The 22,203-nt window shown below is 51.6% G+C and carries 33 protein-coding genes; all 33 read left to right on the forward strand.

What is annotated here, in order from left to right:
- Positions 1–318: 318 nt before the first annotated feature.
- The 33 genes from rpoC (at position 319) to rpsK (ending at position 22,127) form a co-directional block, all read left to right on the forward strand.
- Positions 319–4,671 carry a DNA-directed RNA polymerase subunit beta' gene (gene rpoC / locus VF639_RS01050; protein ID WP_331144038.1) on the forward strand — a complete coding sequence of 1,451 codons (4,353 nt, stop codon included), beginning with the start codon at positions 319–321 and terminating at the stop codon, positions 4,669–4,671.
- A gap of 85 nt (positions 4,672–4,756) precedes the next feature.
- On the forward strand, positions 4,757–5,038 hold the full coding sequence (locus VF639_RS01055) for a hypothetical protein (RefSeq protein ID WP_331144039.1): 282 nt from the start codon (positions 4,757–4,759) through the stop codon (positions 5,036–5,038).
- Positions 5,039–5,117: 79 nt separating this feature from the next.
- On the forward strand, positions 5,118–5,456 hold the full coding sequence (locus tag VF639_RS01060) for a DUF3467 domain-containing protein (protein WP_331144040.1): 339 nt from the start codon (positions 5,118–5,120) through the stop codon (positions 5,454–5,456).
- Positions 5,457–5,687: 231 nt separating this feature from the next.
- A complete protein-coding gene (gene rpsL, locus VF639_RS01065; protein WP_022822120.1) occupies positions 5,688–6,116 on the forward strand; it encodes a 30S ribosomal protein S12 in 429 nt (142 codons plus the stop codon).
- 85 nt (positions 6,117–6,201) lie between these two features.
- Positions 6,202–6,669 carry a 30S ribosomal protein S7 gene (gene rpsG / locus VF639_RS01070; protein ID WP_206981605.1) on the forward strand — a complete coding sequence of 156 codons (468 nt, stop codon included), beginning with the start codon at positions 6,202–6,204 and terminating at the stop codon, positions 6,667–6,669.
- Between the two features lie 103 nt (positions 6,670–6,772).
- Positions 6,773–8,917 (forward strand): elongation factor G, encoded by a 2,145-nt coding sequence (fusA, locus tag VF639_RS01075; RefSeq protein ID WP_331144041.1) that lies wholly within the window; start codon positions 6,773–6,775, stop codon positions 8,915–8,917.
- Positions 8,918–8,937: 20 nt separating this feature from the next.
- Positions 8,938–9,243 carry a 30S ribosomal protein S10 gene (gene rpsJ, locus VF639_RS01080; RefSeq protein WP_022822123.1) on the forward strand — a complete coding sequence of 102 codons (306 nt, stop codon included), beginning with the start codon at positions 8,938–8,940 and terminating at the stop codon, positions 9,241–9,243.
- Positions 9,244–9,530: 287 nt separating this feature from the next.
- Positions 9,531–10,151 carry a 50S ribosomal protein L3 gene (gene rplC, locus VF639_RS01085; protein WP_331144042.1) on the forward strand — a complete coding sequence of 207 codons (621 nt, stop codon included), beginning with the start codon at positions 9,531–9,533 and terminating at the stop codon, positions 10,149–10,151.
- 8 nt (positions 10,152–10,159) lie between these two features.
- Entirely contained in the window at positions 10,160–10,798 is a 639-nt protein-coding gene (gene rplD / locus VF639_RS01090) for a 50S ribosomal protein L4 (RefSeq protein WP_331144043.1), read from the forward strand.
- Positions 10,798–11,085, forward strand: a complete 288-nt coding sequence (gene rplW / locus VF639_RS01095; protein ID WP_277231398.1) for a 50S ribosomal protein L23 — start codon at positions 10,798–10,800, stop codon at positions 11,083–11,085. Before rplD ends, rplW begins: the two co-directional genes overlap by 1 nt.
- A 41-nt stretch (positions 11,086–11,126) precedes the next feature.
- Entirely contained in the window at positions 11,127–11,954 is an 828-nt protein-coding gene (gene rplB, locus VF639_RS01100) for a 50S ribosomal protein L2 (RefSeq protein WP_331144044.1), read from the forward strand.
- A 3-nt stretch (positions 11,955–11,957) separates the two neighbouring features.
- On the forward strand, positions 11,958–12,236 hold the full coding sequence (gene rpsS / locus VF639_RS01105; protein WP_022822128.1) for a 30S ribosomal protein S19: 279 nt from the start codon (positions 11,958–11,960) through the stop codon (positions 12,234–12,236).
- 1 nt (position 12,237) lies between these two features.
- Positions 12,238–12,705: a 50S ribosomal protein L22 gene (rplV, locus tag VF639_RS01110; RefSeq protein WP_022822129.1), complete on the forward strand. Its 468-nt coding sequence runs from the start codon at positions 12,238–12,240 to the stop codon at positions 12,703–12,705.
- Positions 12,706–12,710: 5 nt separating this feature from the next.
- Positions 12,711–13,598: a 30S ribosomal protein S3 gene (gene rpsC / locus VF639_RS01115; protein ID WP_331144045.1), complete on the forward strand. Its 888-nt coding sequence runs from the start codon at positions 12,711–12,713 to the stop codon at positions 13,596–13,598.
- Between the two features lie 37 nt (positions 13,599–13,635).
- Entirely contained in the window at positions 13,636–14,061 is a 426-nt protein-coding gene (gene rplP, locus VF639_RS01120) for a 50S ribosomal protein L16 (protein WP_022822131.1), read from the forward strand.
- A 1-nt stretch (position 14,062) separates the two neighbouring features.
- Positions 14,063–14,275 (forward strand): 50S ribosomal protein L29, encoded by a 213-nt coding sequence (rpmC, locus tag VF639_RS01125; RefSeq protein ID WP_022822132.1) that lies wholly within the window; start codon positions 14,063–14,065, stop codon positions 14,273–14,275.
- A gap of 2 nt (positions 14,276–14,277) precedes the next feature.
- The gene (gene rpsQ / locus VF639_RS01130) at positions 14,278–14,568 is read left to right on the forward strand and encodes a 30S ribosomal protein S17 (protein WP_206981617.1); all 291 of its coding nucleotides are present in this window, start codon (positions 14,278–14,280) and stop codon (positions 14,566–14,568) included.
- Position 14,569: 1 nt separating this feature from the next.
- Positions 14,570–14,938, forward strand: coding sequence for a 50S ribosomal protein L14 (rplN, locus tag VF639_RS01135; RefSeq protein ID WP_022822134.1), 369 nt, complete (start codon positions 14,570–14,572; stop codon positions 14,936–14,938).
- Positions 14,939–14,941: 3 nt separating this feature from the next.
- Positions 14,942–15,208: a 50S ribosomal protein L24 gene (rplX, locus tag VF639_RS01140; protein WP_022822135.1), complete on the forward strand. Its 267-nt coding sequence runs from the start codon at positions 14,942–14,944 to the stop codon at positions 15,206–15,208.
- A gap of 15 nt (positions 15,209–15,223) precedes the next feature.
- Positions 15,224–15,787: a 50S ribosomal protein L5 gene (rplE, locus tag VF639_RS01145; protein ID WP_331144046.1), complete on the forward strand. Its 564-nt coding sequence runs from the start codon at positions 15,224–15,226 to the stop codon at positions 15,785–15,787.
- Entirely contained in the window at positions 15,780–16,049 is a 270-nt protein-coding gene (gene rpsN, locus VF639_RS01150) for a 30S ribosomal protein S14 (RefSeq protein ID WP_022822137.1), read from the forward strand. Before rplE ends, rpsN begins: the two co-directional genes overlap by 8 nt.
- A gap of 195 nt (positions 16,050–16,244) precedes the next feature.
- Positions 16,245–16,643, forward strand: coding sequence for a 30S ribosomal protein S8 (gene rpsH, locus VF639_RS01155; protein ID WP_331144047.1), 399 nt, complete (start codon positions 16,245–16,247; stop codon positions 16,641–16,643).
- Positions 16,644–16,659: 16 nt separating this feature from the next.
- On the forward strand, positions 16,660–17,214 hold the full coding sequence (gene rplF / locus VF639_RS01160) for a 50S ribosomal protein L6 (protein WP_331144048.1): 555 nt from the start codon (positions 16,660–16,662) through the stop codon (positions 17,212–17,214).
- Between the two features lie 9 nt (positions 17,215–17,223).
- Complete coding sequence (gene rplR / locus VF639_RS01165; RefSeq protein ID WP_022822140.1) at positions 17,224–17,574, forward strand: 50S ribosomal protein L18; 351 nt, start codon at positions 17,224–17,226, stop codon at positions 17,572–17,574.
- A gap of 4 nt (positions 17,575–17,578) precedes the next feature.
- On the forward strand, positions 17,579–18,148 hold the full coding sequence (gene rpsE / locus VF639_RS01170) for a 30S ribosomal protein S5 (protein WP_243797577.1): 570 nt from the start codon (positions 17,579–17,581) through the stop codon (positions 18,146–18,148).
- Positions 18,149–18,154: 6 nt separating this feature from the next.
- Positions 18,155–18,334 (forward strand): 50S ribosomal protein L30, encoded by a 180-nt coding sequence (gene rpmD / locus VF639_RS01175; RefSeq protein ID WP_277231422.1) that lies wholly within the window; start codon positions 18,155–18,157, stop codon positions 18,332–18,334.
- A gap of 12 nt (positions 18,335–18,346) precedes the next feature.
- The gene (gene rplO, locus VF639_RS01180) at positions 18,347–18,793 is read left to right on the forward strand and encodes a 50S ribosomal protein L15 (RefSeq protein ID WP_331144049.1); all 447 of its coding nucleotides are present in this window, start codon (positions 18,347–18,349) and stop codon (positions 18,791–18,793) included.
- Positions 18,794–18,806: 13 nt separating this feature from the next.
- Complete coding sequence (secY, locus tag VF639_RS01185) at positions 18,807–20,126, forward strand: preprotein translocase subunit SecY (RefSeq protein WP_331144050.1); 1,320 nt, start codon at positions 18,807–18,809, stop codon at positions 20,124–20,126.
- Between the two features lie 6 nt (positions 20,127–20,132).
- Positions 20,133–20,903 (forward strand): type I methionyl aminopeptidase, encoded by a 771-nt coding sequence (map, locus tag VF639_RS01190; RefSeq protein ID WP_331144051.1) that lies wholly within the window; start codon positions 20,133–20,135, stop codon positions 20,901–20,903.
- A gap of 4 nt (positions 20,904–20,907) precedes the next feature.
- Positions 20,908–21,126: a translation initiation factor IF-1 gene (infA, locus tag VF639_RS01195; RefSeq protein WP_022822146.1), complete on the forward strand. Its 219-nt coding sequence runs from the start codon at positions 20,908–20,910 to the stop codon at positions 21,124–21,126.
- Positions 21,127–21,134: 8 nt separating this feature from the next.
- A complete protein-coding gene (gene rpmJ / locus VF639_RS01200; protein ID WP_022822147.1) occupies positions 21,135–21,251 on the forward strand; it encodes a 50S ribosomal protein L36 in 117 nt (38 codons plus the stop codon).
- Positions 21,252–21,277: 26 nt separating this feature from the next.
- Positions 21,278–21,655 carry a 30S ribosomal protein S13 gene (gene rpsM, locus VF639_RS01205; RefSeq protein ID WP_022822148.1) on the forward strand — a complete coding sequence of 126 codons (378 nt, stop codon included), beginning with the start codon at positions 21,278–21,280 and terminating at the stop codon, positions 21,653–21,655.
- 79 nt (positions 21,656–21,734) lie between these two features.
- Positions 21,735–22,127 carry a 30S ribosomal protein S11 gene (rpsK, locus tag VF639_RS01210; RefSeq protein ID WP_022822149.1) on the forward strand — a complete coding sequence of 131 codons (393 nt, stop codon included), beginning with the start codon at positions 21,735–21,737 and terminating at the stop codon, positions 22,125–22,127.
- Positions 22,128–22,203 lie beyond the last annotated feature (76 nt).

Here is a 22,203-nt window from a genome sequence, read left to right on the forward strand (position 1 = left end):
GCTTCGGTACCGGCAGCTACTTGTTCAATAGATAAAGTCTGCGGTCGGAATAGCTGATTGCAGTTGCTGCCGGAGCCGTTCCGAGATAGGTCAGAGCGGCAACAATTTCCGGAAGCATCTGGCCGTAGCGAGGTTTGCATTTATTGAAAGACAGACCATAGTATCAACAAGACCTAGTAAAACCTGCTGTACGACGTACCTATCCGGTCTGCAGAGCACTTTTATCAGAGTCGAACTGTTTTGGTTTTTCGGACTTTTCTTAAGAAGAGCCGATCATTCAAAGCAGCCCACAAAGCCAACAGCTAACAGCTTCTCTACATGGCGTTTGCAAAAAACAAAAAACTGGTACAGGACTTCTCGAAAGTCACTATCTCGCTGGCCTCGCCCGAATCCATTCTGGAGCGGTCGAACGGGGAGGTGGTGAAGCCGGAGACGATTAACTACCGGACGTACAAGCCCGAAATGGGTGGCTTGTTCTGCGAGCGTATTTTCGGTCCGGTAAAGGATTGGGAATGCCACTGCGGTAAATACAAGCGCATCCGGTACAAAGGCATCATCTGCGACCGTTGCGGCGTGGAGGTGACTGAAAAGAAAGTACGTCGGGAGCGGATGGGCCACATCGAACTGGTGGTGCCCGTTGCGCACATCTGGTACTTCAAGTCCCTGCCCAACAAGATCGGCTACTTGCTAGGCTTGCCTACCAAGAAGCTCGACCAGATTATCTATTATGAGCGCTACGTAGTAGTGCAGCCGGGTGTGCTCGCCGAAGAAGGCGTGCAGCAACTCGACTTCCTCACGGAAGACGAGTACCTCGACATCATCGACAAACTCCCCCGGGAGAACCAGATGCTGCCAAACGAGGACCCGAATAAATTCATTGCCCGCATGGGGGCCGACGCGCTGCAACTCCTGTTGGAGCGTATTAACCTCGATGAACTATCGTACTCGCTGCGTGACTCTGCTGCGCACGAGACTTCGCAGCAGCGTAAGGCTGAAGCGTTGAAGCGTCTGCGTGTAGTAGAAGCTTTCCGTGACGCTGCCACCCGTGTAGAGAACAAGCCTGAGTGGATGGTAATCCGCATGGTGCCGGTAATTCCACCGGAACTGCGTCCTCTCGTGCCGTTGGATGGTGGCCGTTTCGCTACTTCCGACTTGAACGACTTGTACCGTCGCGTTATCATCCGGAACAACCGCCTCAAGCGCCTGATCGAAATCAAAGCGCCTGAAGTAATCCTGCGGAACGAGAAGCGCATGTTGCAGGAAGCTGTTGACTCGCTGTTCGACAACTCGCGTAAGGTGAATGCCGTGCGTGCTGAAGGTAACCGTGCCCTGAAGTCGCTGTCCGATATGCTGAAAGGCAAACAGGGTCGCTTCCGTCAGAACTTGCTCGGTAAGCGTGTCGACTACTCTGGCCGTTCGGTTATTGTGGTAGGCCCCGAGCTGAAACTGCACGAGTGCGGTCTGCCTAAGAACATGGCTGCTGAGCTGTTCAAGCCGTTCATTATCCGTAAGCTCATCGAGCGCGGCATCGTGAAGACGGTGAAGTCGGCGAAGAAAATCGTTGACCGCAAAGACGCTGTGGTATGGGACATCCTGGAGAACGTACTGAAGGGCCACCCGGTCCTGCTGAACCGTGCTCCTACCTTGCACCGCTTGGGTATCCAAGCGTTCCAGCCGCGCCTCATTGAGGGCAAAGCTATTCAGCTGCACCCACTGGTGTGTACCGCTTTCAACGCTGACTTTGACGGTGACCAAATGGCTGTGCACGTTCCCCTCGGACCAGCCGCTATTCTGGAAGCCTCTATGCTCATGCTAGCGTCGCACAACATCCTGAACCCGGCCAACGGCGCGCCCATTGCGGTACCGTCGCAGGACATGGTTCTTGGCTTGTACTACGTAACCAAAGGCAAGCGCAGCACTCCCGACGAGAGCATCCAAGGCGAAGGCCGCATGTTCTACTCGGACGAGGAAGTTGTTATTGCTATCAACGAAGGTCAACTCTCGAAGCACGCCTATATTAAGGTGCGCACGCAGGTTCGCGACGAGAACGATAACCTCGTTACGAAGATCATCGAGACTGTAGCTGGCCGCGTGCTGTTCAACCAGCTCGTACCAACGGAAGTAGGTTTCGTGGATGAGCTGTTGACCAAGAAGAAGCTGCAGCAAATCATTTCGATGGTGTTCAAGCGGACCGGTATGGCTCGCACTGCTCAGTTCCTCGACGACATCAAGACGCTCGGCTTCCAGTCGGCTTACAAAGGTGGTCTGTCGATGGGCTTAGGCGACATCAACATCCCGAAAGAGAAAGATGCCCTGATTCTGCAAGCGCAGAACGACGTGAAGGCCGTGACTCAGAACTACCAGATGGGTCTGATTACCGACAACGAGCGTTACAACCAGGTTATCGATATCTGGACCCGCATCAACAACCAAATCACTGAAACCCTCATGGGCCGTCTTGAAAAAGAGGACCAGGGCTTCAACTCGATTTACATGATGATGCACTCCGGCGCCCGTGGTTCGCGTGAGCAGATTCGTCAGCTCGGCGGTATGCGGGGTCTGATGGCCAAGCCACAGAAGTCGTTGCAAGGTTCAGTAGGTGAGATTATCGAAAACCCGATTCTGTCTAACTTCAAAGAAGGTCTAGACGTTATCGAGTACTTTATTTCAACCCACGGTGCTCGTAAAGGCCTTGCTGATACGGCACTGAAAACGGCTGATGCTGGCTACCTGACTCGTCGTCTGGTAGACGTATCGCAGGACGTTATCGTAAACGAGAACGACTGTGGTACCCTGCGCGGTATCGAAACCTTCGCTCTAAAGGATAACGAGGACGTGGTAGAGCCGCTGTCGGAGCGTATCCTTGGCCGTGTAGCGGTACACGATATCATTGATCCGGTAACGGACGAGGTAATCTTGGCCGCTGGCGAGGAAATCATAGAAGACATCACACGTCGTATCGACAATGCTAGTATTGAATCGGTGGAAATCCGTTCGGTACTGACGTGCGAATCGAAGCGTGGTATCTGCGCCAAGTGCTATGGCCGTAACCTGTCGTCGGGCCGCATGGTCCAGAAGGGTGAAGCCGTTGGTGTAATTGCCGCGCAGTCTATCGGTGAGCCTGGTACTCAGCTGACCCTGCGTACTTTCCACGTAGGTGGTACAGCTTCTAACATTGCGGTAGAAGCCAGCCTCAAAGCCAAGTTTGCTGGTGTTGTCGAGTTCGAGGATATCCGCACGGTGGACTCCGTGAACAGTGATGGTGAAACTGCAACTGTTGTAATGGGTCGCTCGGGCGAAGTACGTATCGTGGAGAAAGGCACCGGCAAAGTGTTCATCTCCAACCACGTTCCATACGGCTCGTTCCTGCTCGTGCAGGAAGGTCAGGAAGTGGAGAAGGGCGCTGAGCTTTGCAATTGGGACCCTTATAACGCCGTCATCCTGGCAGAGTTCGATGGTACGGTTCAGTACGATGCCATAACGGAAGGTATTACCTACCGTGAGGAGTCGGATGAACAGACCGGTCACCGTGAGAAAGTGATTATCGAATCGAAGGCTAAGGATCAGAACCCGTCCATCATTATTCGCCCTGGTAAGAAGGGCGAAGAAGAAGGTCAGCGTGGCTACAGCATCCCGGTAGGCTCTCACTTGAATGTGGAAAATGGCCAGAAAATCAAGGCTGGTTACATTCTAGCTAAGATTCCGCGTGCCGTAGGCAAAACCCGCGACATTACCGGTGGTTTACCCCGCGTTACCGAGCTCTTCGAAGCACGTAACCCTTCGAACCCGGCCGTTGTGTCGGAAATCGACGGTGTGGTAACGTATGGTACCGTGAAGCGTGGTAACCGTGAAATCTTCGTGGAGTCGAAAGACGGCGTCAAGAAGAAGTACATGGTGCCGCTGTCCAAGCACATCCTGGTACAGGACAACGACTTCATCCGGGCCGGTATGCCACTCTCCGACGGTGCTATCACGCCATCCGACATCTTAAACATTCAGGGTCCGGGTGCGGTGCAGGAATACCTTGTGAACGAGATTCAGGAAGTATACCGCTTGCAGGGTGTGAAAATCAACGACAAGCACATCGAGGTGGTAGTTCGCCAGATGATGCAGAAAGTTGTGATTCTGGATGCCGGTGACACGTCGTTCCTCGAAAACCAGGTAATCGACAAGATTATCTTCATGGAGGAGAACGACACCATCATCGACATGAAGGTGGTAACTGTAGCCGGCGACTCGCCAAACCTGAAGCCCGGCCAGATTGTGAGTGCCCGCCGCCTACGCGACGAAAACTCCAGCCTGCGCCGCCGCGACTTGCAATTGGTAGAAGTACGCGACGCACAGCCGTCCGTGTCTCGCCCAACTTTGCAGGGTATCACGCAGGCTTCGTTGGGTACCCAATCGTTCATCTCGGCCGCATCCTTCCAGGAAACGACCAAGGTGCTGTCGGAAGCTGCCATCCGTGGCAAAGCCGACGAGTTGTTGGGCCTGAAGGAGAACGTAATCGTTGGTCACCTCATTCCGGCCGGTACCGGTCTGCGCGAATACACTCGCCAGATTGTCGGCTCGAAAGAGGAACTGGAGGCACTTCAGTCGCCAAAAGCCGACGATGTTGTGGCTCCCGCCAAGCGTACGGCTCGCGCCTCACGCCGCGAATCGGTTCAGGACTAGTCCTGCATTAAGCAAATAAAGGAAAGCCGGCCGGAGTAATTCGGCCGGCTTTTTCTTTGTAGGAGTTTCACATATTTTGCAGAGTATGATTCTCTCATTGCTTTTAAGCGACGAATATATTTTAGGGCTTGTGGGGTCGATAATGACCTTTATAACGGCCTTTATATTAATCATTGGCTTCGCCATAGCTTTATTTCTAGTGCTGAAAAACAACCCAACTTACCGTACCATTGGGTTGGTGCTTGCTTGGATTCTAGCTCTCGCTTCAGCACAAATATGGGATGATGACGGTAAAGTATTATTTTTTGTGCTTTTCTTGCCACTATTACTAGGATTGTATAAGGCGTTTTCGTGGCTCCGCAAATAGAGTAAGTGAGAAACATGCGCCCATTGCCATTAACCATGCAGTAACAAATCTTTAGCATTTCCAACTCAACTAATATTACATGAACCAACCCCAACAGCCCGACCCGAACGTACCGCAAGACCCCAACGCCATCAACATCGAACTCTCCGAAGAAATAGCGGAAGGTGAATACGCCAACCTCGCCATGATTGCGCACAGCAGCAGCGAGTTTGTTATCGACTTCATTCGGTTGATGCCCGGCTTGCCTAAGGCCAAGGTGAAGGCCCGCATTGTCATCACGCCTGAGCATGCGAAGCGGCTACATGCTGCGCTAGGCGAAAACATCGAGCGGTTTGAACAGGCGTTCGGCACTATTAAGGCGCAGCAGGATGCGCCCAATTACCCAATGGGATTCGGTGGAAAAATAGGGGAGGCGTAGCTTCGGCAAATACTCCAACAAGGAAAACGCTTCTAGACATAAGCAGGAGCGTTTTCTTGTTTAGTACCAATCTGAATCGAGGTTTAAAACGTCGAATAGGGAGCGGAATCTAGGCCAGTGAGTATCTCTAAAATTATCTATTTCAACCCGTTTGCTATTTCAACTCAACTTCTATACCTTTGCAAGCCTAATTTTTTGGGAGAGAACCCTCCTTGACAAAACATACATTAAATGCCTACCATCAATCAGTTAGTACGAAAAGGCCGCGAGAAGCTGACGACGAAGTCGAAGTCGCCGGCTCTTGATTCGTGCCCGCAGCGCCGTGGCGTTTGCACCCGCGTATACACCACCACGCCCAAGAAGCCGAACTCGGCTATGCGTAAAGTAGCTCGTGTGCGCCTCACCAATGGCAAGGAAGTCAACGCCTACATTCCAGGCGAAGGCCACAACCTGCAGGAGCACAGCATCGTGCTGATTCGTGGTGGCCGCGTGAAAGACTTGCCCGGCGTACGTTACCACATCATCCGTGGTGCTTTGGATACTGCCGGTGTAAACGGTCGTACGCAGCGTCGCTCTAAATATGGCGCTAAGCGTCCGAAGCCCGGTCAACCAGCTGCTGCAGCAGGCAAGGGCGGCAAACCAGGAGCTAAGAAGAAGTAATCGAAACCGAGTGAGGTAACGCGAAGTGCTGGATAGCACATGGTTCTTATCCCACTTCCCCTTGCCTCAACTCATTTCTATACCCATGAGAAAGTCAAAACCAAAGAAGCGCATCCTCCTGCCCGACCCTAAGTACAAGGAGACGCTAGTAACCCGTTTCGTCAACTACATGATGTACGACGGGAAGAAAAACCTGGCCTATACCATCTTCTATGATGCTTGCGACCTAGTGGAGCAGCGCACCAAAGAAAGCGGCGTTGAAATGTGGCGCAAAGCCTTGAACAACGTGATGCCAACCGTAGAAGTTAAGAGCCGCCGCGTAGGTGGTGCTACCTTCCAAGTTCCAATCGAAGTTCGCCCCGACCGTCGGATTTCGGTAGGTGCTAAGTGGCTGATTCAATACGCTCGTCGTCGTGGTGAGAAAACCATGAAAGACAAGCTGGCTGGCGAAATCATCGCTGCCGCTAAAGGCGAAGGTGCTGCCGTCAAGAAAAAAGACGATACGCACCGGATGGCTGAGGCCAACAAAGCCTTCTCGCACTTCCGCTTCTAAAAAAATGAGTGCTTGAGTGAATGAGTGAATGAGTTTAATGGTTAAGACCACAAACTCGACAATCACTTATTCACTCAATCTCTCATTCCCTCATATAAAGGACATGGCTGTTAACAAAGACCTGCAATACCTCCGCAACATTGGGATTATGGCGCACATCGACGCCGGTAAGACCACAACCTCGGAGCGCATTCTTTACTATACCGGTAAGACCCACAAAATCGGGGAAGTGCACGAAGGTGCCGCCACGATGGACTGGATGGAGCAGGAGCAGGAGCGTGGTATCACTATCACGTCGGCTGCCACTACTACGTTCTGGAACTATCCTACCAACGAGCAAGGTGATCCGACTCCAGACACCAAGCAGTATAAAATCAACCTGATTGACACTCCCGGCCACGTTGACTTCACCGTAGAAGTTGAACGCTCGTTGCGGGTTCTCGATGGTGCTGTTGCTCTGTTCTGCGCCGTATCGGGTGTAGAGCCGCAGTCGGAAACCGTATGGCGTCAGGCTGACAAGTACAAAGTGCCCCGCATCTGCTTCGTCAACAAGATGGACCGTGCTGGTGCTGACTTCTTCAAGGCGGTTAACGAAATCAAGGAGAAGCTAGGTGCTAACCCCGTGCCGTTGCAGATTCCAATCGGAGCCGAAGACACTTTCAAAGGTGTTGTTGACTTGCTAACTGGTAAAGCTATCGTATGGGATGATGCTACCCAAGGCAAGTCGTACCATGAGATTCCCGTTCCCGAGGATCTGGTGGACACCGTGGCTGAATGGCGTCAGAAGCTAGTAGAAAGCGTTGCGGAATACGACGAGGTTCTGCTAGAGAAATTCTTTGATGATCCGGACAGCATCACGCGCGAGGAAATGATGGTTGTTATCCGTCAAGCGGTTATCGACATGAAGTTCTCGCCCGTAATGTGCGGCTCGGCCTTCAAAAACAAAGGTGTTCAGTCGATGCTCGACGGTGTAATGGCTTACTTGCCTTCGCCTCTCGACATGCCGGCCATCATTGGTACCGATCCTGATACCGGTGCCGAATTGGAGCGTCACCCTGATAACGACGAGCCTTTCACCGCACTGGCATTCAAAATTGCTACTGACCCCTTCGTAGGTCGTTTGTGCTTCTTCCGCTGTTATAGCGGCGTGTTGGATGCTGGTTCGTATGTGTTCAACAACCGCACGGGCAAGAAGGAGCGTATCTCGCGCCTTATGCAGATGCACTCTAACAAGCAAAACCCGATTGATAAAATCCAAGCTGGTGATATTGCTGCTGGTGTGGGTTTCAAAGACATAAAGACAGGTGATACATTGACCGACGAGAAGTCGCGCATTGTGCTCGAGTCGATGTCGTTCCCCGAGCCGGTTATTGGCTACGCTATTGAGCCTAAAACTCAGGCCGACGTCGATAAGATGGGTATGGCCATTGCCAAACTGGTGGAAGAAGATCCTACCCTCGTCGTGCAGACTGACCCTGAAACGGGCCAGACCGTACTGAAAGGTATGGGCGAGCTTCACCTCGAAATCATCATCGACCGTATGCGTCGGGAGTTTAAGGTGGAAATCAACCAGGGTGCTCCAATGGTTGCTTACAAAGAAATACTTACCAAAACGGTTGAGCACCGCGAGACTTACAAGAAGCAGACTGGTGGTCGTGGTAAGTTCGGTGACATTGTATTCGAACTCGGTCCAAAACTAACTGATCCAGAGAAGCCAGGTCTGGAGTTCGTGAACGATATCACGGGTGGTGTCATCCCTCGCGAATTCATTTCGCCAGTTCAGAAAGGCTTCGAAGAGGCTATGAAGAACGGCCCATTGGCAGGCTTCCCTATTGAGGGTATGCGTGTTCGTCTGTTCTTCGGTTCTTATCACGATGTTGACTCGGACGCTCTGTCGTTCGAACTCGCAGCTCGTGGTGGTTTCCGTGAAGCAGGCAAGAAAGCTGGTCCGAAATTGCTCGAGCCCATAATGGCAGTAGAAGTGGTTTCGCCAGATGAATACACCGGTCCGGTAACGGGTGACTTGAACCGTCGCCGCGGCATCATGAAAGGCATGGACACCAAAGGTGGTGCTCAGGTTATCAAAGCCGACGTTCCGCTGTCCGAGCTATTCGGCTACGTAACTACCCTGCGTACGATTTCTTCAGGTCGTGCTTCGGCTTCGTTGACTTTCTCGCACTACGATCAGGTGCCGCAAAACCTTGCCGAAGGAATCATTGCCAAGCAAAAGGGTAACGCTATCCGCTAATCCGCTTTCACACATAAGACATGAACCAGAAAATTCGCATTAAACTCAAATCCTACGACCACAATTTAGTGGACAAATCGTCGGAGAAGATCGTGAAGGCGGTGAAGGCTACGGGCGCTATCGTAAGCGGCCCCATTCCATTGCCGACCGACAAAGAGAAGTTCACCGTTCTTCGCTCCCCCCACGTGAATAAGAAGTCGCGTGAGCAATTCCAGCTCTGCACTTACAAGCGTCTCGTTGACATCTACTCGACTTCGTCGAAAACCGTAGATGCACTAATGAAGCTTGAATTGCCAAGCGGCGTTGACGTTGAAATCAAAGTCTGAGGACTGAGGCTGTCGACTGATTAGGTGATACCCTACCGGCTTTCGAGCCAGTAGGGTATTTTTTTTACAACGTGGGAATGGTTATTCTTTGAGCTTAGTTGGAAAAACCCAATTACATGGCACTAACTAGCTCATGGCAAATCATGCGTTTGGAGCTAAAGTCGTGACAGTGAAAATATTTAAGAATGACGCTGTTAATTCTCGTAACAATTTCCTAGCTTTGCACTCCCATTACGAAAACGCCACTCGGGCGTTTTCTTCTGTGTCTTTTACTAAACTAAAACAGAATGCCTGGCATCATCGGTAAAAAGATCGGTATGACAAGCCTCTTCACTCCGGACGGGAAAAACATCCCTTGCACGCTCATCGAAGCGGGTCCGTGCATAGTGACGCAGGTTAAGACTATCGACAAGGATGGCTATACAGCTGTCCAGCTCGGGTACGGCGAGAAAAAAGCAAAGAACACCACCAAAGCCTTGGCTGGTCACTTCGCGAAAGCCGGTACTACCCCCAAAAGAAAATTAGTTGAGTTCCGCCTTGATACAGAGTCTACGTACGTTGCCGGCGCTGAAATCAACGCTTCTTCCTTCGAGGAGGGTGAGTTTGTTGACGTAGTAGGCACCTCGAAAGGCAAAGGCTTTCAGGGCGTTGTTAAGCGTTACAACTTTGCCGGTGTAGGCGGGCAGACCCACGGTCAGCACAACCGTCTACGTCACCCTGGTTCTATTGGTGCCTGCTCGTGGCCTTCGCGCGTATTCAAAGGGATGCGCATGGGTGGCCGCATGGGTAACGACCGGGTGAAAGTGCAGAACTTAAAGGTGATGCGCGTGGTAGCCGACAAGAACCTCATCCTGGTGAGTGGTTCGATTCCCGGTGCCAAGAACTCTTTCGTGGTCCTGGAAAAATAACCTTGAAGATGGAACTGTCAGTATATAACATCAAGGGTGAAGACACCGGTCGCAAGGTAATGCTGCCGGAAGCCGTATTCGGTCTGGAGCCTAACGAGCACGTGATGTATCTCGACGTGAAGCAGTACTTGGCCAATCAGCGCCAGGGTACGCACAAGTCGAAGCAGCGCAATGAAGTGCACGGTACTACCAAGAAATTGAAGAAGCAGAAAGGCACCGGCGGTGCTCGTGCTGGTAGCATGAAGTCGCCAGTGTTCATCGGTGGTGGCCGTGTATTCGGTCCTGAGCCCCGTGACTACGGCTTCAAGCTTAACAAAAAAACTAAGCGTCTTGCTCGTCTGTCAGCTCTTTCGAGCTTGGCTAAAGATGGCAAAGTAGCCTTGGTAGAGAACATCACTCTGTCGGCTCCTAAGACCAAAGACTTCCTCAGCATCCTGAACGGCCTCAAGCTGAACAACGGCAAAAAGACCCTCCTGGTAACTGGCGAAGTAGACAAAAATGTAGTTCTGTCCGCTCGTAACATTCAGCGTGTAACCGTGGCTACGCCCGTTGCTCTGAATACCCACGACCTGCTGAACACGGATACGCTGCTGCTGTCAGAGGACGGCCTGAAGTCGTTGGAACAACTTTATACCGTCGCTGAGTAATGAGCACACTGAAGAAACCAATCGTGACCGAGAAGGCCACGGGCCTGAATGAAAAAGGTCAGTACGTTTTCGAAGTAGAGCGTACCGCGAACAAGGTTCAGATCAAGAAAGACATCGAGCAGTTCTACGGCGTAACGGTGACTGGCATCAGCACCATGCGCACGAACGGCAAGATCAAATCTAAGTTCACGAAGGGTGGGTCCATCTCGGGCCGTCGCGCCCACGGCAAAAAAGCCGTCGTGACCGTGAAAGAAGGCGATGTTATCGACTTCTACAACGGCATCTAGCCTTCGCCTTTCTGCAAAAGAATAATTCCTAAGCAAGAGTAATGGCACTCAAACAACTAAGACCAACATCACCGGGTCAGCGCTTCCGTATCGCCCCGACGTTCGACGAGATTACGACGTCGACGCCGGAGAAGTCGCTGTTGGCACCCATGAAAAACTCCGGTGGCCGCAATAACTCTGGTAAAATGTCTAACCGCTACATCGGTGGTGGACACAAAGCCAAGTATCGTATCGTTGACTTCAAGCGTGACAAGGCCAGCGTGCCTGCTATAGTGAAGACCATCGAGTACGATCCAAACCGCACGGCTCGTATCGCCTTGCTTCAGTATGCCGATGGCGAAAAGCGCTATATCATTGCGCCCGCTGGTGTTGAAGTAGGCCGTACGGTTGTATCGGGTACCGGTGTTGCGCCGGAAGTAGGCAACGCATTGCCGCTCCGCGAAATCCCACTTGGTACTATTGTTCACAACATCGAGCTGATGCCCGGTGCTGGTGCAGCAATGGCCCGCTCGGCTGGCACGTACGCTCAGCTTGTAGCTCGTGAAGACAAGTACGCCACTCTGAAACTGCCTTCCGGTGAGATGCGCATGGTTCTCGTAACCTGCATGGCTACCGTTGGTACCGTATCGAATGGTGACCACATGAACGTACGTCTCGGCAAAGCTGGTCGTAATCGTTGGTTAGGTCGTCGTCCGCGCGTTCGTGGTGTTGCAATGAACCCTGTTGACCACCCAATGGGCGGTGGTGAAGGTAAATCGTCGGGTGGTCACCCACGTAGCCGTAACGGTATCTTCGCTAAGGGTCAGAAGACCCGCAACAAGAACAAGTACTCAGAGCAGCTCATCGTTAATCGCAAAGGCAAGAAATAACCAATGGCACGTTCACTAAAAAAAGGGCCGTACATTGACTTTCGGCTCGAGAAAAAAGTAACGACGATGGAAGAGTCGGGCAAAAAGGCCGTCATCAAGACTTGGTCGCGCCGCTCGATGATTTCTCCAGACTTCGTTAGCCACACCTTCGCGGTGCACAATGGCAATAAATTCATCCCGGTATACGTGACCGAAAACATGGTCGGTCATAAGCTCGGCGAGTTCGCTCCAACGCGCAACTTCCGTGGCCACGTAGCCAAGAAAGATAAAGGCAAACGCTAAGATGGAAGCAAGAGCTAAACTAAGTAATGTTCCTACCTCGCCGCGCAAGATGCGCTTGGTAGCCGACATGGTACGTGGTCAGAAAGTGACCCGCGCCTTGGGCTTGCTAAAATTCGAAGCCAACTCAGGTGCCGAGCGTATCGAGAAACTGTTGCTTTCGGCTTTGGCCAACTGGCAGCAGAAGAACGAGGACGAGCGCATCGAGGATGCTAATCTCTACATCAAGGAGATTTTCGTGGACGAAGGACGTCAGTTGAAGCGTCTGCGCCCTGCTCCTCAGGGTCGTGGTCACCGCATCCGCAAGCGTAGCAACCACGTCACTCTTGTGATTGACGCAAAAGTTGAGCGTATTGGGAGCAAAGCAGCTATCGAAGCTGTTGCTGCTACAACTACTGAAGGCAAAGCCACGAAAACTCGTCGTAGCTCAGCCAAGAAATCCACTGAAACTACGGCTCAAGCCTCCGCATAAGCACTATGGGACAGAAAGTAAATCCGGTTGGCTTCCGTCTAGGCGTCATCAAAGGATGGGACTCGAACTGGTACGGCGGCAAGGACTTTGCCGATAAACTGGTTGAGGACGAAAAAATCCGCAAATATATACTCGCTCGTATCCCGAAAGGTGGCATTAGCCGCATCGTTATCGAGCGTACCCTCAAGCGTATCACTATCACTATCAACACGGCTCGTCCGGGTGTGGTAATTGGTAAAGGTGGCGCTGAAGTTGACAAGATCAAGGACGAACTGAAGCAGATCACCAGCAAAGACGTTCAGATCAACATCTTCGAAATTAAGCGTCCGGAACTCGACGCCAAGCTAGTAGGGGAGAGCATTGCTCAGCAGCTGCAAGCGCGTATCTCGTTCCGTCGTGCTATGAAGATGTCTATCCAGGCTGCAATGCGTGTTGGTGCCGAAGGCATCAAGATCCAGTGCGGTGGCCGTTTGGGTGGTGCTGAAATTGCCCGTTCCGAGCAGTACAAAGAAGGTCGTACGCCGCTGCACACGTTGCGCGCTGATATCGACTATGCTTTGTCGGAAGCTCAGACCGTGTATGGCAAAATTGGCATCAAGGTATGGGTGATGCGTGGTGAAGTGTTCGGTAAGCCCGACCTCTCCCCGAATCAGGTTCCTGCTAACCAAGGCAACGAGACGCGCGGTGGTAACGAGCGCGGCCCACGCGGTGAGCGTGGCGACCGTGGTGGTGACCGTGGCCCACGTCGTGACCGTGGTGGCGACCGTGGCGGTGAGAACCGCGGCGGTGGTGCTGGTACCGGTGACAACCGTGGTGGTGGCAATGCTGGCCCACGTCGTAACGGTCCTGCCGGTGGTGGCAACCGTGGTGGCGGTGGTGCTCCACGTCGCTAGTCCTTTTCCTTCTTCTGAATTTCAATTTTAATAACTCATGTTACAACCGAAAAGGACCAAGTATCGCAAGATGCAAAAGGGTCGCGTGACAGGTCTCGCCTTCCGCGGCAGCTCCATAGACTTCGGTTCCTTCGCTATCAAATCGTTGGAAGTGGCTTGGATTACGGCTCGCCAGATTGAGGCTGCTCGTATCGCCATGACCCGCGCCATGAAACGTGAAGGGCAAGTATGGATCCGTATTTTCCCAGACAAGCCAATTACCAAGAAGCCTGCTGAAGTGCGGATGGGTAAGGGTAAAGGTTCGCCCGAGTATTGGGTAGCCTGCGTGAAGCCTGGTACCATCATGTTTGAATCGGACGGCGTATCGCTGGAAGTGGCTCAGGAGTCACTCCGTCTGGCTGCTCAGAAGTTGCCAGTTCGGACTCAGTTTGTTGTTCGTCGCGACTACGTAGAAAGCAAGTAAGATGAAGAACACTGAAATCCTGGCCCTCTCGGACGAGGCCCTGAACGAACAAATTAAGACCGAAAAAGCCAATGGTCAGTCGCTGCGTTTCGCGCATGCTATTTCCCCATTGGAAAACCCAGGTCGTTTGAAAACTAGCCGCAAGAACGTCGCCCGTTTGCTGACTGAGCAGACCCGTCGGAAGAACGAGCAGGCTACTAAAACTGCTAACTAACGATGGCAAGCAACGAAGAGCAGCAGGCAACATCCGCCGTTGAGCGGAATCTGCGCAAAGAAATCATCGGGCGCGTTACTTCCGCCAAGATGGACAAGTCCATCACGGTAATGGTGGAGAGCAAAATGAAACACCCGATCTACGGTAAGTTCGTTACCAAGTCGACCAAGTTCATGGCGCACGACGAGAATAACGAATGTGGCGAAGGCGATACTGTTCGCATCATGGGTACCCGCCCGTTGAGCAAGAACAAGCGCTGGAGATTGGTTGAAATTGTAGAACGCGCCAAGTAAGATGATACAGCAAGAATCCCGTCTGACCGTCGCTGATAACAGCGGCGCCAAAGAAGTTCTCTGCATTCGTGTCCTCGGTGGCACGGGCAAGAAATACGCCAGCGTAGGCGACAAGATTGTAGTAGCCATCAAGTCGGCTATTCCTTCCGGCAACGCTAAAAAAGGCACTGTATCAAAAGCAGTTGTAGTTCGCACGAAGAAAGAGATTCGTCGCAAAGACGGTTCTTACATTCGTTTCGACGACAACGCTGCGGTACTGCTCAACAACAACGATGAGCCCCGCGGTACCCGCATCTTCGGTCCAGTGGCCCGCGAACTGCGCGAGAAGCAGTTCATGAAGATTGTTTCGCTCGCTCCTGAAGTTCTCTAAGCAATGGCAACGAAGACCAAAGACAAAAAGCCTGCGAAACTGCACGTGAAAACTGGTGATACCGTTTTGGTTATCGCTGGTGATGAAAAAGGTAAAACCGGCGTTATAAAGTCGGTGAACCGCACCACGGAGCGCGTTATCGTAGAAGGCCTGAACCTGGTGACTAAGCACAATAAACCAAGTGCGAAAAACCCACAGGGCGGCATCACCAAGATCGAAGCTGGTATTCACGTGAGTAACGTGAAGGCAGTGGAAGCTCCAAAAGCCTAATTCGATACGACGACAATGGCACGACTCAAAGAGAAATATAACAAGGAAGTAATACCGGCGCTCCAGGAGAAATTCCAGTTTAAGAGCATCATGCAGGTACCGCGCATCACCAAGATCTGCATTAACCGCGGTATTGGTGCTGCCGTAGCTGACAAGAAGCTAGTGGACAATGGTGTAGATGAACTGTCGACCATCACTGGTCAAAAAGCTGTTCCGACCATCGCCAAGCGTTCAGTTTCGAACTTCAAGCTGCGTGAAGGGATGCCAATTGGTGCCCGCGTAACGCTGCGTGGCGAGCGGATGTACGAGTTCATGGACCGTCTTCTGACGGTGGCTCTGCCCCGAGTTCGTGACTTCAAGGGTATCAATGACAAGGGCTTCGACGGTCGTGGCAATTATACTCTCGGCGTTAAAGAGCAAATCATTTTTCCCGAAATTTCGATCGACAAGATCAAGTCGATTTCGGGTATGGATATCACTTTCGTAACCAGCGCTGAAAACGACGAGCAGAGCTACGAGTTGCTCCGCGCTTTCGGAATGCCTTTCGCTAACGCCAAGAAGCAAGACAACAATGGCTAAGGAATCAGCAAAAGCAAGAGCGCGTAAGCGCATCGCCCTAGTTGCCCGCTATGCTGAGAAGCGCAAAGCGCTGAAGGCTGCTGGTGACTATGAAGGCCTAGACAAACTGCCCCGTGATTCGTCGCCCGTGCGTTTGCACAACCGCGACCTGATTGACGGCCGCCCCCGTGGTTACATGCGTAAGTTCGGCATCAGCCGTGTACGTTTCCGCGAGATGGCGTTGGCTGGTAAGATCCCCGGCGTAACAAAATCCAGCTGGTAATTTGTTGCCTATTGCTTTTTAGCTCATGCTAGAAGCAATTATACTTGGCAGGTTGCCGAGAGAAACCATTGGCCGCTCCCGCAAAGACGAGCCAAGAAGTCTTATACGAAAATTTCACCGCCGCTTACGGCGGCGGTGAAATTTTTCATATCTTTGCGGCTCCCTAAAAAAGGGCGCCTCTTTTTTTACCCCGAAATGAATACAGATCCAATTGCCGATTACCTGACCCGGGTGCGCAATGCCATCAAGGCAAACCACCGGGTTGTAGAGATTCCGGCCAGCAACATCAAAAAGGAAATCACGAAGGTACTCTATAAGAAAGGCTACATTCAGAGCTACCGTTTTGACGATGCTGCAGTACAAGGCACGATCAAAATCGCGTTGAAGTACAACCCTGCTACCAAGCAGCCTGCCATCACGAAGCTGGAGCGTATTAGCTCACCTGGTCTGCGTACGTACGCTGCCATTGACAATATGCCCCGCGTGTTGAGCGGCCTGGGTATTGCTATCCTCTCTACTTCGAAAGGGGTAATGACGGAAAAAGAAGCTAAAGCCGAGAACGTGGGCGGCGAAGTGCTGTGCTACGTTTACTAATCGACAAGAACTAGATATGTCACGCATTGGTAAACTGCCCATCAGCCTGCCCTCCGGTGTTCAGGTTGAAGTGAGCAAAGAAAATCAAGTAACTGTAAAGGGCCCGAAAGGCACTTTGCTAGTTCCAGTTGACCGCGACATCACTGTTTCGCAAGCCGACGGTCAGTTGGTAGTGGAGCGTCCGACCGAGCAGAAGCGCCACAAGGCGATGCACGGTCTCTACCGCTCGCTGCTCAACAACTCGATCCAAGGTGTTAGCAACGGGTTCGAGCACAAACTGGAGCTAGTTGGTGTAGGTTACAAAGCCGCAATGGCTGGTACTACGCTCGAATTATCTTTGGGTTACTCGCACAACATCTTCTTGGCTCTGCCAAAGGAAGTAACTGCTACTGCTGTAACTGAGAAAGGTAAGAACCCTATCGTTACGCTAAACAGCATCGACAAACAACTGCTCGGTCAAGTGGCCGCTAAGATTCGTTCGTTGCGCAAAGTTGAGCCCTACAAAGGCAAAGGCGTGCGCTTCGTGGGTGAGCAGATTCGTCGTAAGGCCGGTAAAACAGCTTCGAAATAATAACAGACCATGGCTTTCGATAAAGCAACTAGAAGAAAACGGATCCAGCGCATCATCCGCACCAAGGTGGCTGGCACGTCCGAGCGTCCACGTCTGTCGGTGTTTCGCAGCAATACGGGCATCTATGCTCAGATTATTGACGACACTACCGGCCACACGTTGGCGTCTGCTTCCTCGAAGCACGTTTCGGTGGAAGGGGGCAACGGAGTCGCCCTCGCCGCCGCAGTCGGCAGAGAAATTGCCGCCCGTGCTACAGGAAAAGGAATTTCGAAAGTGGTATTTGACCGTTCCGGTTATCTCTACCACGGCCGCGTAAAATCATTGGCAGAAGGAGCCCGCGAAGGCGGCCTCAATTTCTAAGAATATGGCCCAAGACAACAATAATCGCGGCGGCCAAGGCCAAAACCGTGAACGTGGTGGCAACCGTGAGCAGCAAGCTCCTCGTGCTGGCGAATCTGATCTGAAAGAGAAGGTAGTAGCCATCAACCGCGTAGCCAAAGTAGTAAAAGGTGGTCGTCGCTTCAGCTTCTCGGCTATCGTAGTAGTAGGTGACGGCAATGGCACTGTAGGCTATGGCCTCGGTAAAGCCAACGAAGTAACCGACGCCATTGCCAAAGGCATTGACGACGCCAAGAAAAACCTAGTACGCGTTCCTCTTTACAAGCACACTGTGCCTCACGTGATGGAAGGCAAATACTCTGGTGGCTTTGTGTTGGTACAGCCAGCAGCAGCAGGTACAGGCGTAATTGCCGGTGGTGCTATGCGTGCTGTATTTGAAAGCGCTGGCATCAAAGACGTATTAGCCAAGTCAAAGGGTTCGTCGAACCCCCACAACGTAGTAAAGGCTACTTTTGATGCTCTGCTAAAGATGCGCGACCCGATGCAAATCGCTCAGGCTCGTGGTATCACTCTCGCCCAAGTTTTTAACGGTTAACTAACGATGGCGCAGATCCAAATCAAACTCGTCAAGAGCGTTATTGACCGCCCTGAGCGTCAGAAACGCACGATTAAGGCCCTTGGCCTTGGTAAAATTGGCAGCACTAAGGCAGTGGAAAACACTCCTCAAGTAGCTGGTATGGTGGCTGCCGTGCAGCACTTGTTGGAAGTAACCGCACTCTAGGATATCCCGACCATGAATCTCAGTAATCTCCAACCCGCCGAAGGTTCAACGCGCAATAATAAGCGCCTTGGCCGTGGCACGGGTTCCGGCCGTGGCGGCACTTCAACGCGCGGTCACAAAGGCCAAAAGTCCCGTTCGGGCTATTCCAAAAAGTCTGGTTTCGAAGGTGGCCAGATGCCCTTGCAGCGCCGTGTGCCTAAGTTCGGTTTCAAGAACATTAACCGGATCGAGTACAAGGCAGTTAATCTAGACGTACTGGCTAGTTTAACCGAAGGCGGTGCTACTACTACGCTTGATAGTGCTTTCTTCGTGTCAGCTGGTCTGGTTTCGAAAAGCGCTAAGATCAAAGTTCTAGGTCGTGGTGAAATCACCAAGGCTTTGGAAGTTCACGCTCACGCCTTCTCGAAATCGGCTGTTGAAGCTATCGAAAAAGCCGGGGGTAAAGCTGTGACGCTGTAAAGCAAGATTGGCAATGAACAAGTTCATCACTACGATCAAGAACATTTTTGCGATTGAAGATCTGCGTATGCGGATCTTCAATACGCTTTTCTTCATTGCCATATACCGGTTAGGTTCTTTCGTGGTGCTGCCGGGCGTTGATGCAACTCGTCTTAAAACGGGTGGTGCATCAGGGGTGTTTGGCATTCTAGACACGCTGCTTGGCGGTGCGTTCAGTAATGCTTCCATCTTCGCCTTGGGCATTATGCCTTACATTTCAGCCTCTATCGTGTTGCAATTGCTCACGATAGCAGTGCCATATTTCCAAAAACTTCAAAAAGAAGGGGAGTCGGGCCGGAAGAAGATCAATCAGTATACACGTATTCTCACCATTCCTATTGTAATGGCGCAGTCGGTTGGCTTCATCGCTACCATTAACGCTGATGCCATTATCAGCCCTGGCACGTTCTTCACCGTCACCACGATGTTGATTATTACGGCCGGAACACTGTTTTGCATGTGGTTGGGTGAAAAGATCACCGATAAAGGTATTGGCAACGGTATTTCTATGATCATTATGATCGGGATTGTATCACGTCTGCCAGGTGCTATCATCGGTGAGGCGGCTGCTAAAGGCATGCGCGGTTCATTGATCTTCTTGATTGAACTGGTTGTTCTGTTTTTAGTGGTAATGGCAGTTATTGTACTGACGCAGGCTGTACGCCGGATTCCGGTTCAGTATGCTAAGCAAGTAGGTAGCACTGCTCAGTTGAATGCGCAGCGTCAGTTCATCCCGATGAAGGTGAATGCAGCCGGTGTAATGCCGATCATCTTCGCTCAGTCGTTGATGTTCGTGCCCGCTATTCTTGCTTCGGTTTGGCAGAACGATAGCGAAACTGCTAGCTATATAGGTGTGAAATTCTCGGATTACACGTCGTGGCAGTACAACTTGGTTTTTGCTACCCTTATCATTGTCTTCACTTACTTCTACACAGCCATCAGCGTCAATCCTAATCAGATTGCTGATGACTTGAAGCGGAGTGGTGGTTTCGTGCCCGGTGTTAAGCCTGGCCGCGATACTTCGGAGTACATTGATGAGGTGTTAACTCATATCACCTTGCCGGGTGCTGTAGCACTGGCACTGATTGCTATTTTCCCGTCGCTTGCTCTGCTGGCTGGCGTTACTCGTCCTTTCTCAGCTTTCTATGGCGGTACCTCGCTTATCATCATGGTAGGAGTGGTGCTGGATACGCTCAACCAAGTAGAAAGCTACTTGTTGATGCGTCACTACGATGGCATGATGAAAACTGGCAAGTTGCGTGGCCGTTCGCAGAACATAGCTATGGCATCTTAACCAGTCATGATTGTTTACAAGACTGAGGAAGAAATAGAACTCATTCGGGCCAGTGCGAAAGTGCTAGCTCAAGCCCACGGAGAAGTTGCGGGTATGATTCGGGAAGGAATAACGACGCGAGAGTTGGACCAGCGCGCAGAGGAATTCATTCGTGACCATGGCGGACAGCCTTCTTTCAAAGGTTATAATGATTTTCCTTACAGTCTCTGCATCTCACCTAACGCTGTTGTGGTCCATGGTTTTCCAGGTGACCATATGCTGAAGAGTGGCGACATTATTTCGGTCGATTGCGGAGTACTGCTGAATGGGTATCACTCAGATAGTGCTTACACTTATCCAGTAGGGGAAGTGGCGCCGGAAGTACTCCGGCTTTTAGAGGAAACCAAAAAGTCACTGTATCTCGGTATTGAGCAGGCAGTGGCGGGTAACCGGATGGGAGACGTTAGCTATGCCATTCAAAACCATGTTGAAAAACAAGGTTATGGAGTGGTTAGGGAACTTGTCGGCCATGGGATTGGTAAGAAGCTGCACGAGCGGCCTGAGGTACCTAACTACGGTAAACGTGGTTCGGGACTAAAGTTGCAAACGGGGTTAGTTCTTGCTATCGAGCCGATGGTGAACCTAGGAAAGAAGGATGTAGTACAAGAGAAGGATGGCTGGACCATTCGCACCAAAGACTATAAGCCTTCAGCGCATTTCGAGCACACCGTAGTAATACGAAAAGATAAAGCAGAGATTCTTACTTCCTTCGAATACATAGAAAAAGCCTTACAGTAGCCTTATGGCCAAACAAACTTCCATTGAGCAAGACGGAGTCATCCTGGAAGCCCTTTCTAATGCCATGTTCCGGGTGGAACTGGAGAACGGTCACCAACTGATTGCCCACATTTCGGGCAAGATGCGGATGCACTACATCAAGATTTTGCCGGGAGATAAAGTAAAGCTAGAAATGTCACCCTACGATCTGTCGAAGGGGCGAATTGTGTACCGTTACAAATAACCGACGATATGAAAGTCAAAACGTCCATCAAAAAGCGTAGTGTCGATTGCAAAATCGTCCGCCGTAATGGCAAGCTCTACGTCATCAACAAAAAGAACCCACGCTACAAGCAGCGTCAAGGGTAGTAGCACCAGACTTTTTAATAAAGCACATGGCTCGTATTGCAGGGGTAGATATCCCAGACAACAAGCGCGGTGAAATCGCGCTGACCTACATTTTCGGCATTGGCCGTCCTTCTGCTCAGCAGATCCTCACCAAAGCAGGCGTTGACCTGAACAAGAAGGTGAAAGACTGGACCGAAGCAGAGGCAGGCGAAATCCGTGGCGTAATTGCCGCTGAGTTTAAAACCGAAGGTGTACTGCGTTCAGAAGTGCAGCTGAACATCAAGCGCCTCATGGACATCGGTTGCTACCGGGGTTTGCGTCACCGCAAAGGTCTGCCTGTTCGTGGTCAGCGCACCAAGAACAACTCGCGTACCCGTAAGGGCAAGCGCAAGACTGTTGCTGGTAAGAAGAAGGCTACTAAATAAACCGTAGCGGGAATCGGCTCCTGCTTTGATGTTCTCAAAGCAGGCGTCAACACCTTCCGCGCATTTTCGCGATAACCAAATGGCACAAAAAAGAAAAGACAAAGCCAAAAAGCGCGTTGTCGTTGTTGAGCCAGTAGGCCAGGTACACATCAAAGCCTCGTTCAACAACATCATCATCTCCATCACCAACAACAACGGCCAAGTTATTTCTTGGGCTTCTGCTGGCAAGATGGGCTTCCGTGGCTCCAAGAAAAATACGCCTTACGCTGCTCAGATGGCTGCTACCGACTGCGGTAAAGTAGCTCATGATTTAGGCATGCGCAAAGCCGAAGTGTTTGTTAAAGGCCCGGGTGCTGGCCGTGAGTCGGCTATCCGTACGTTGGGTAACGTGGGTATTGAGGTAACGACCATCAAGGACGTGACGCCGCTGCCCCACAATGGCTGCCGTCCCCCCAAACGTCGTCGCGTATAATTATCTGAACTGGCAAGCCTAGTGTTTGCCACCGGTGTCGGGTTTCTGATGCGCCTTTTCTATTCAGTAAGGCGGA

Source organism: Hymenobacter sp. (assembly GCF_036387835.1).
Classification (GTDB): domain Bacteria; phylum Bacteroidota; class Bacteroidia; order Cytophagales; family Hymenobacteraceae; genus Hymenobacter.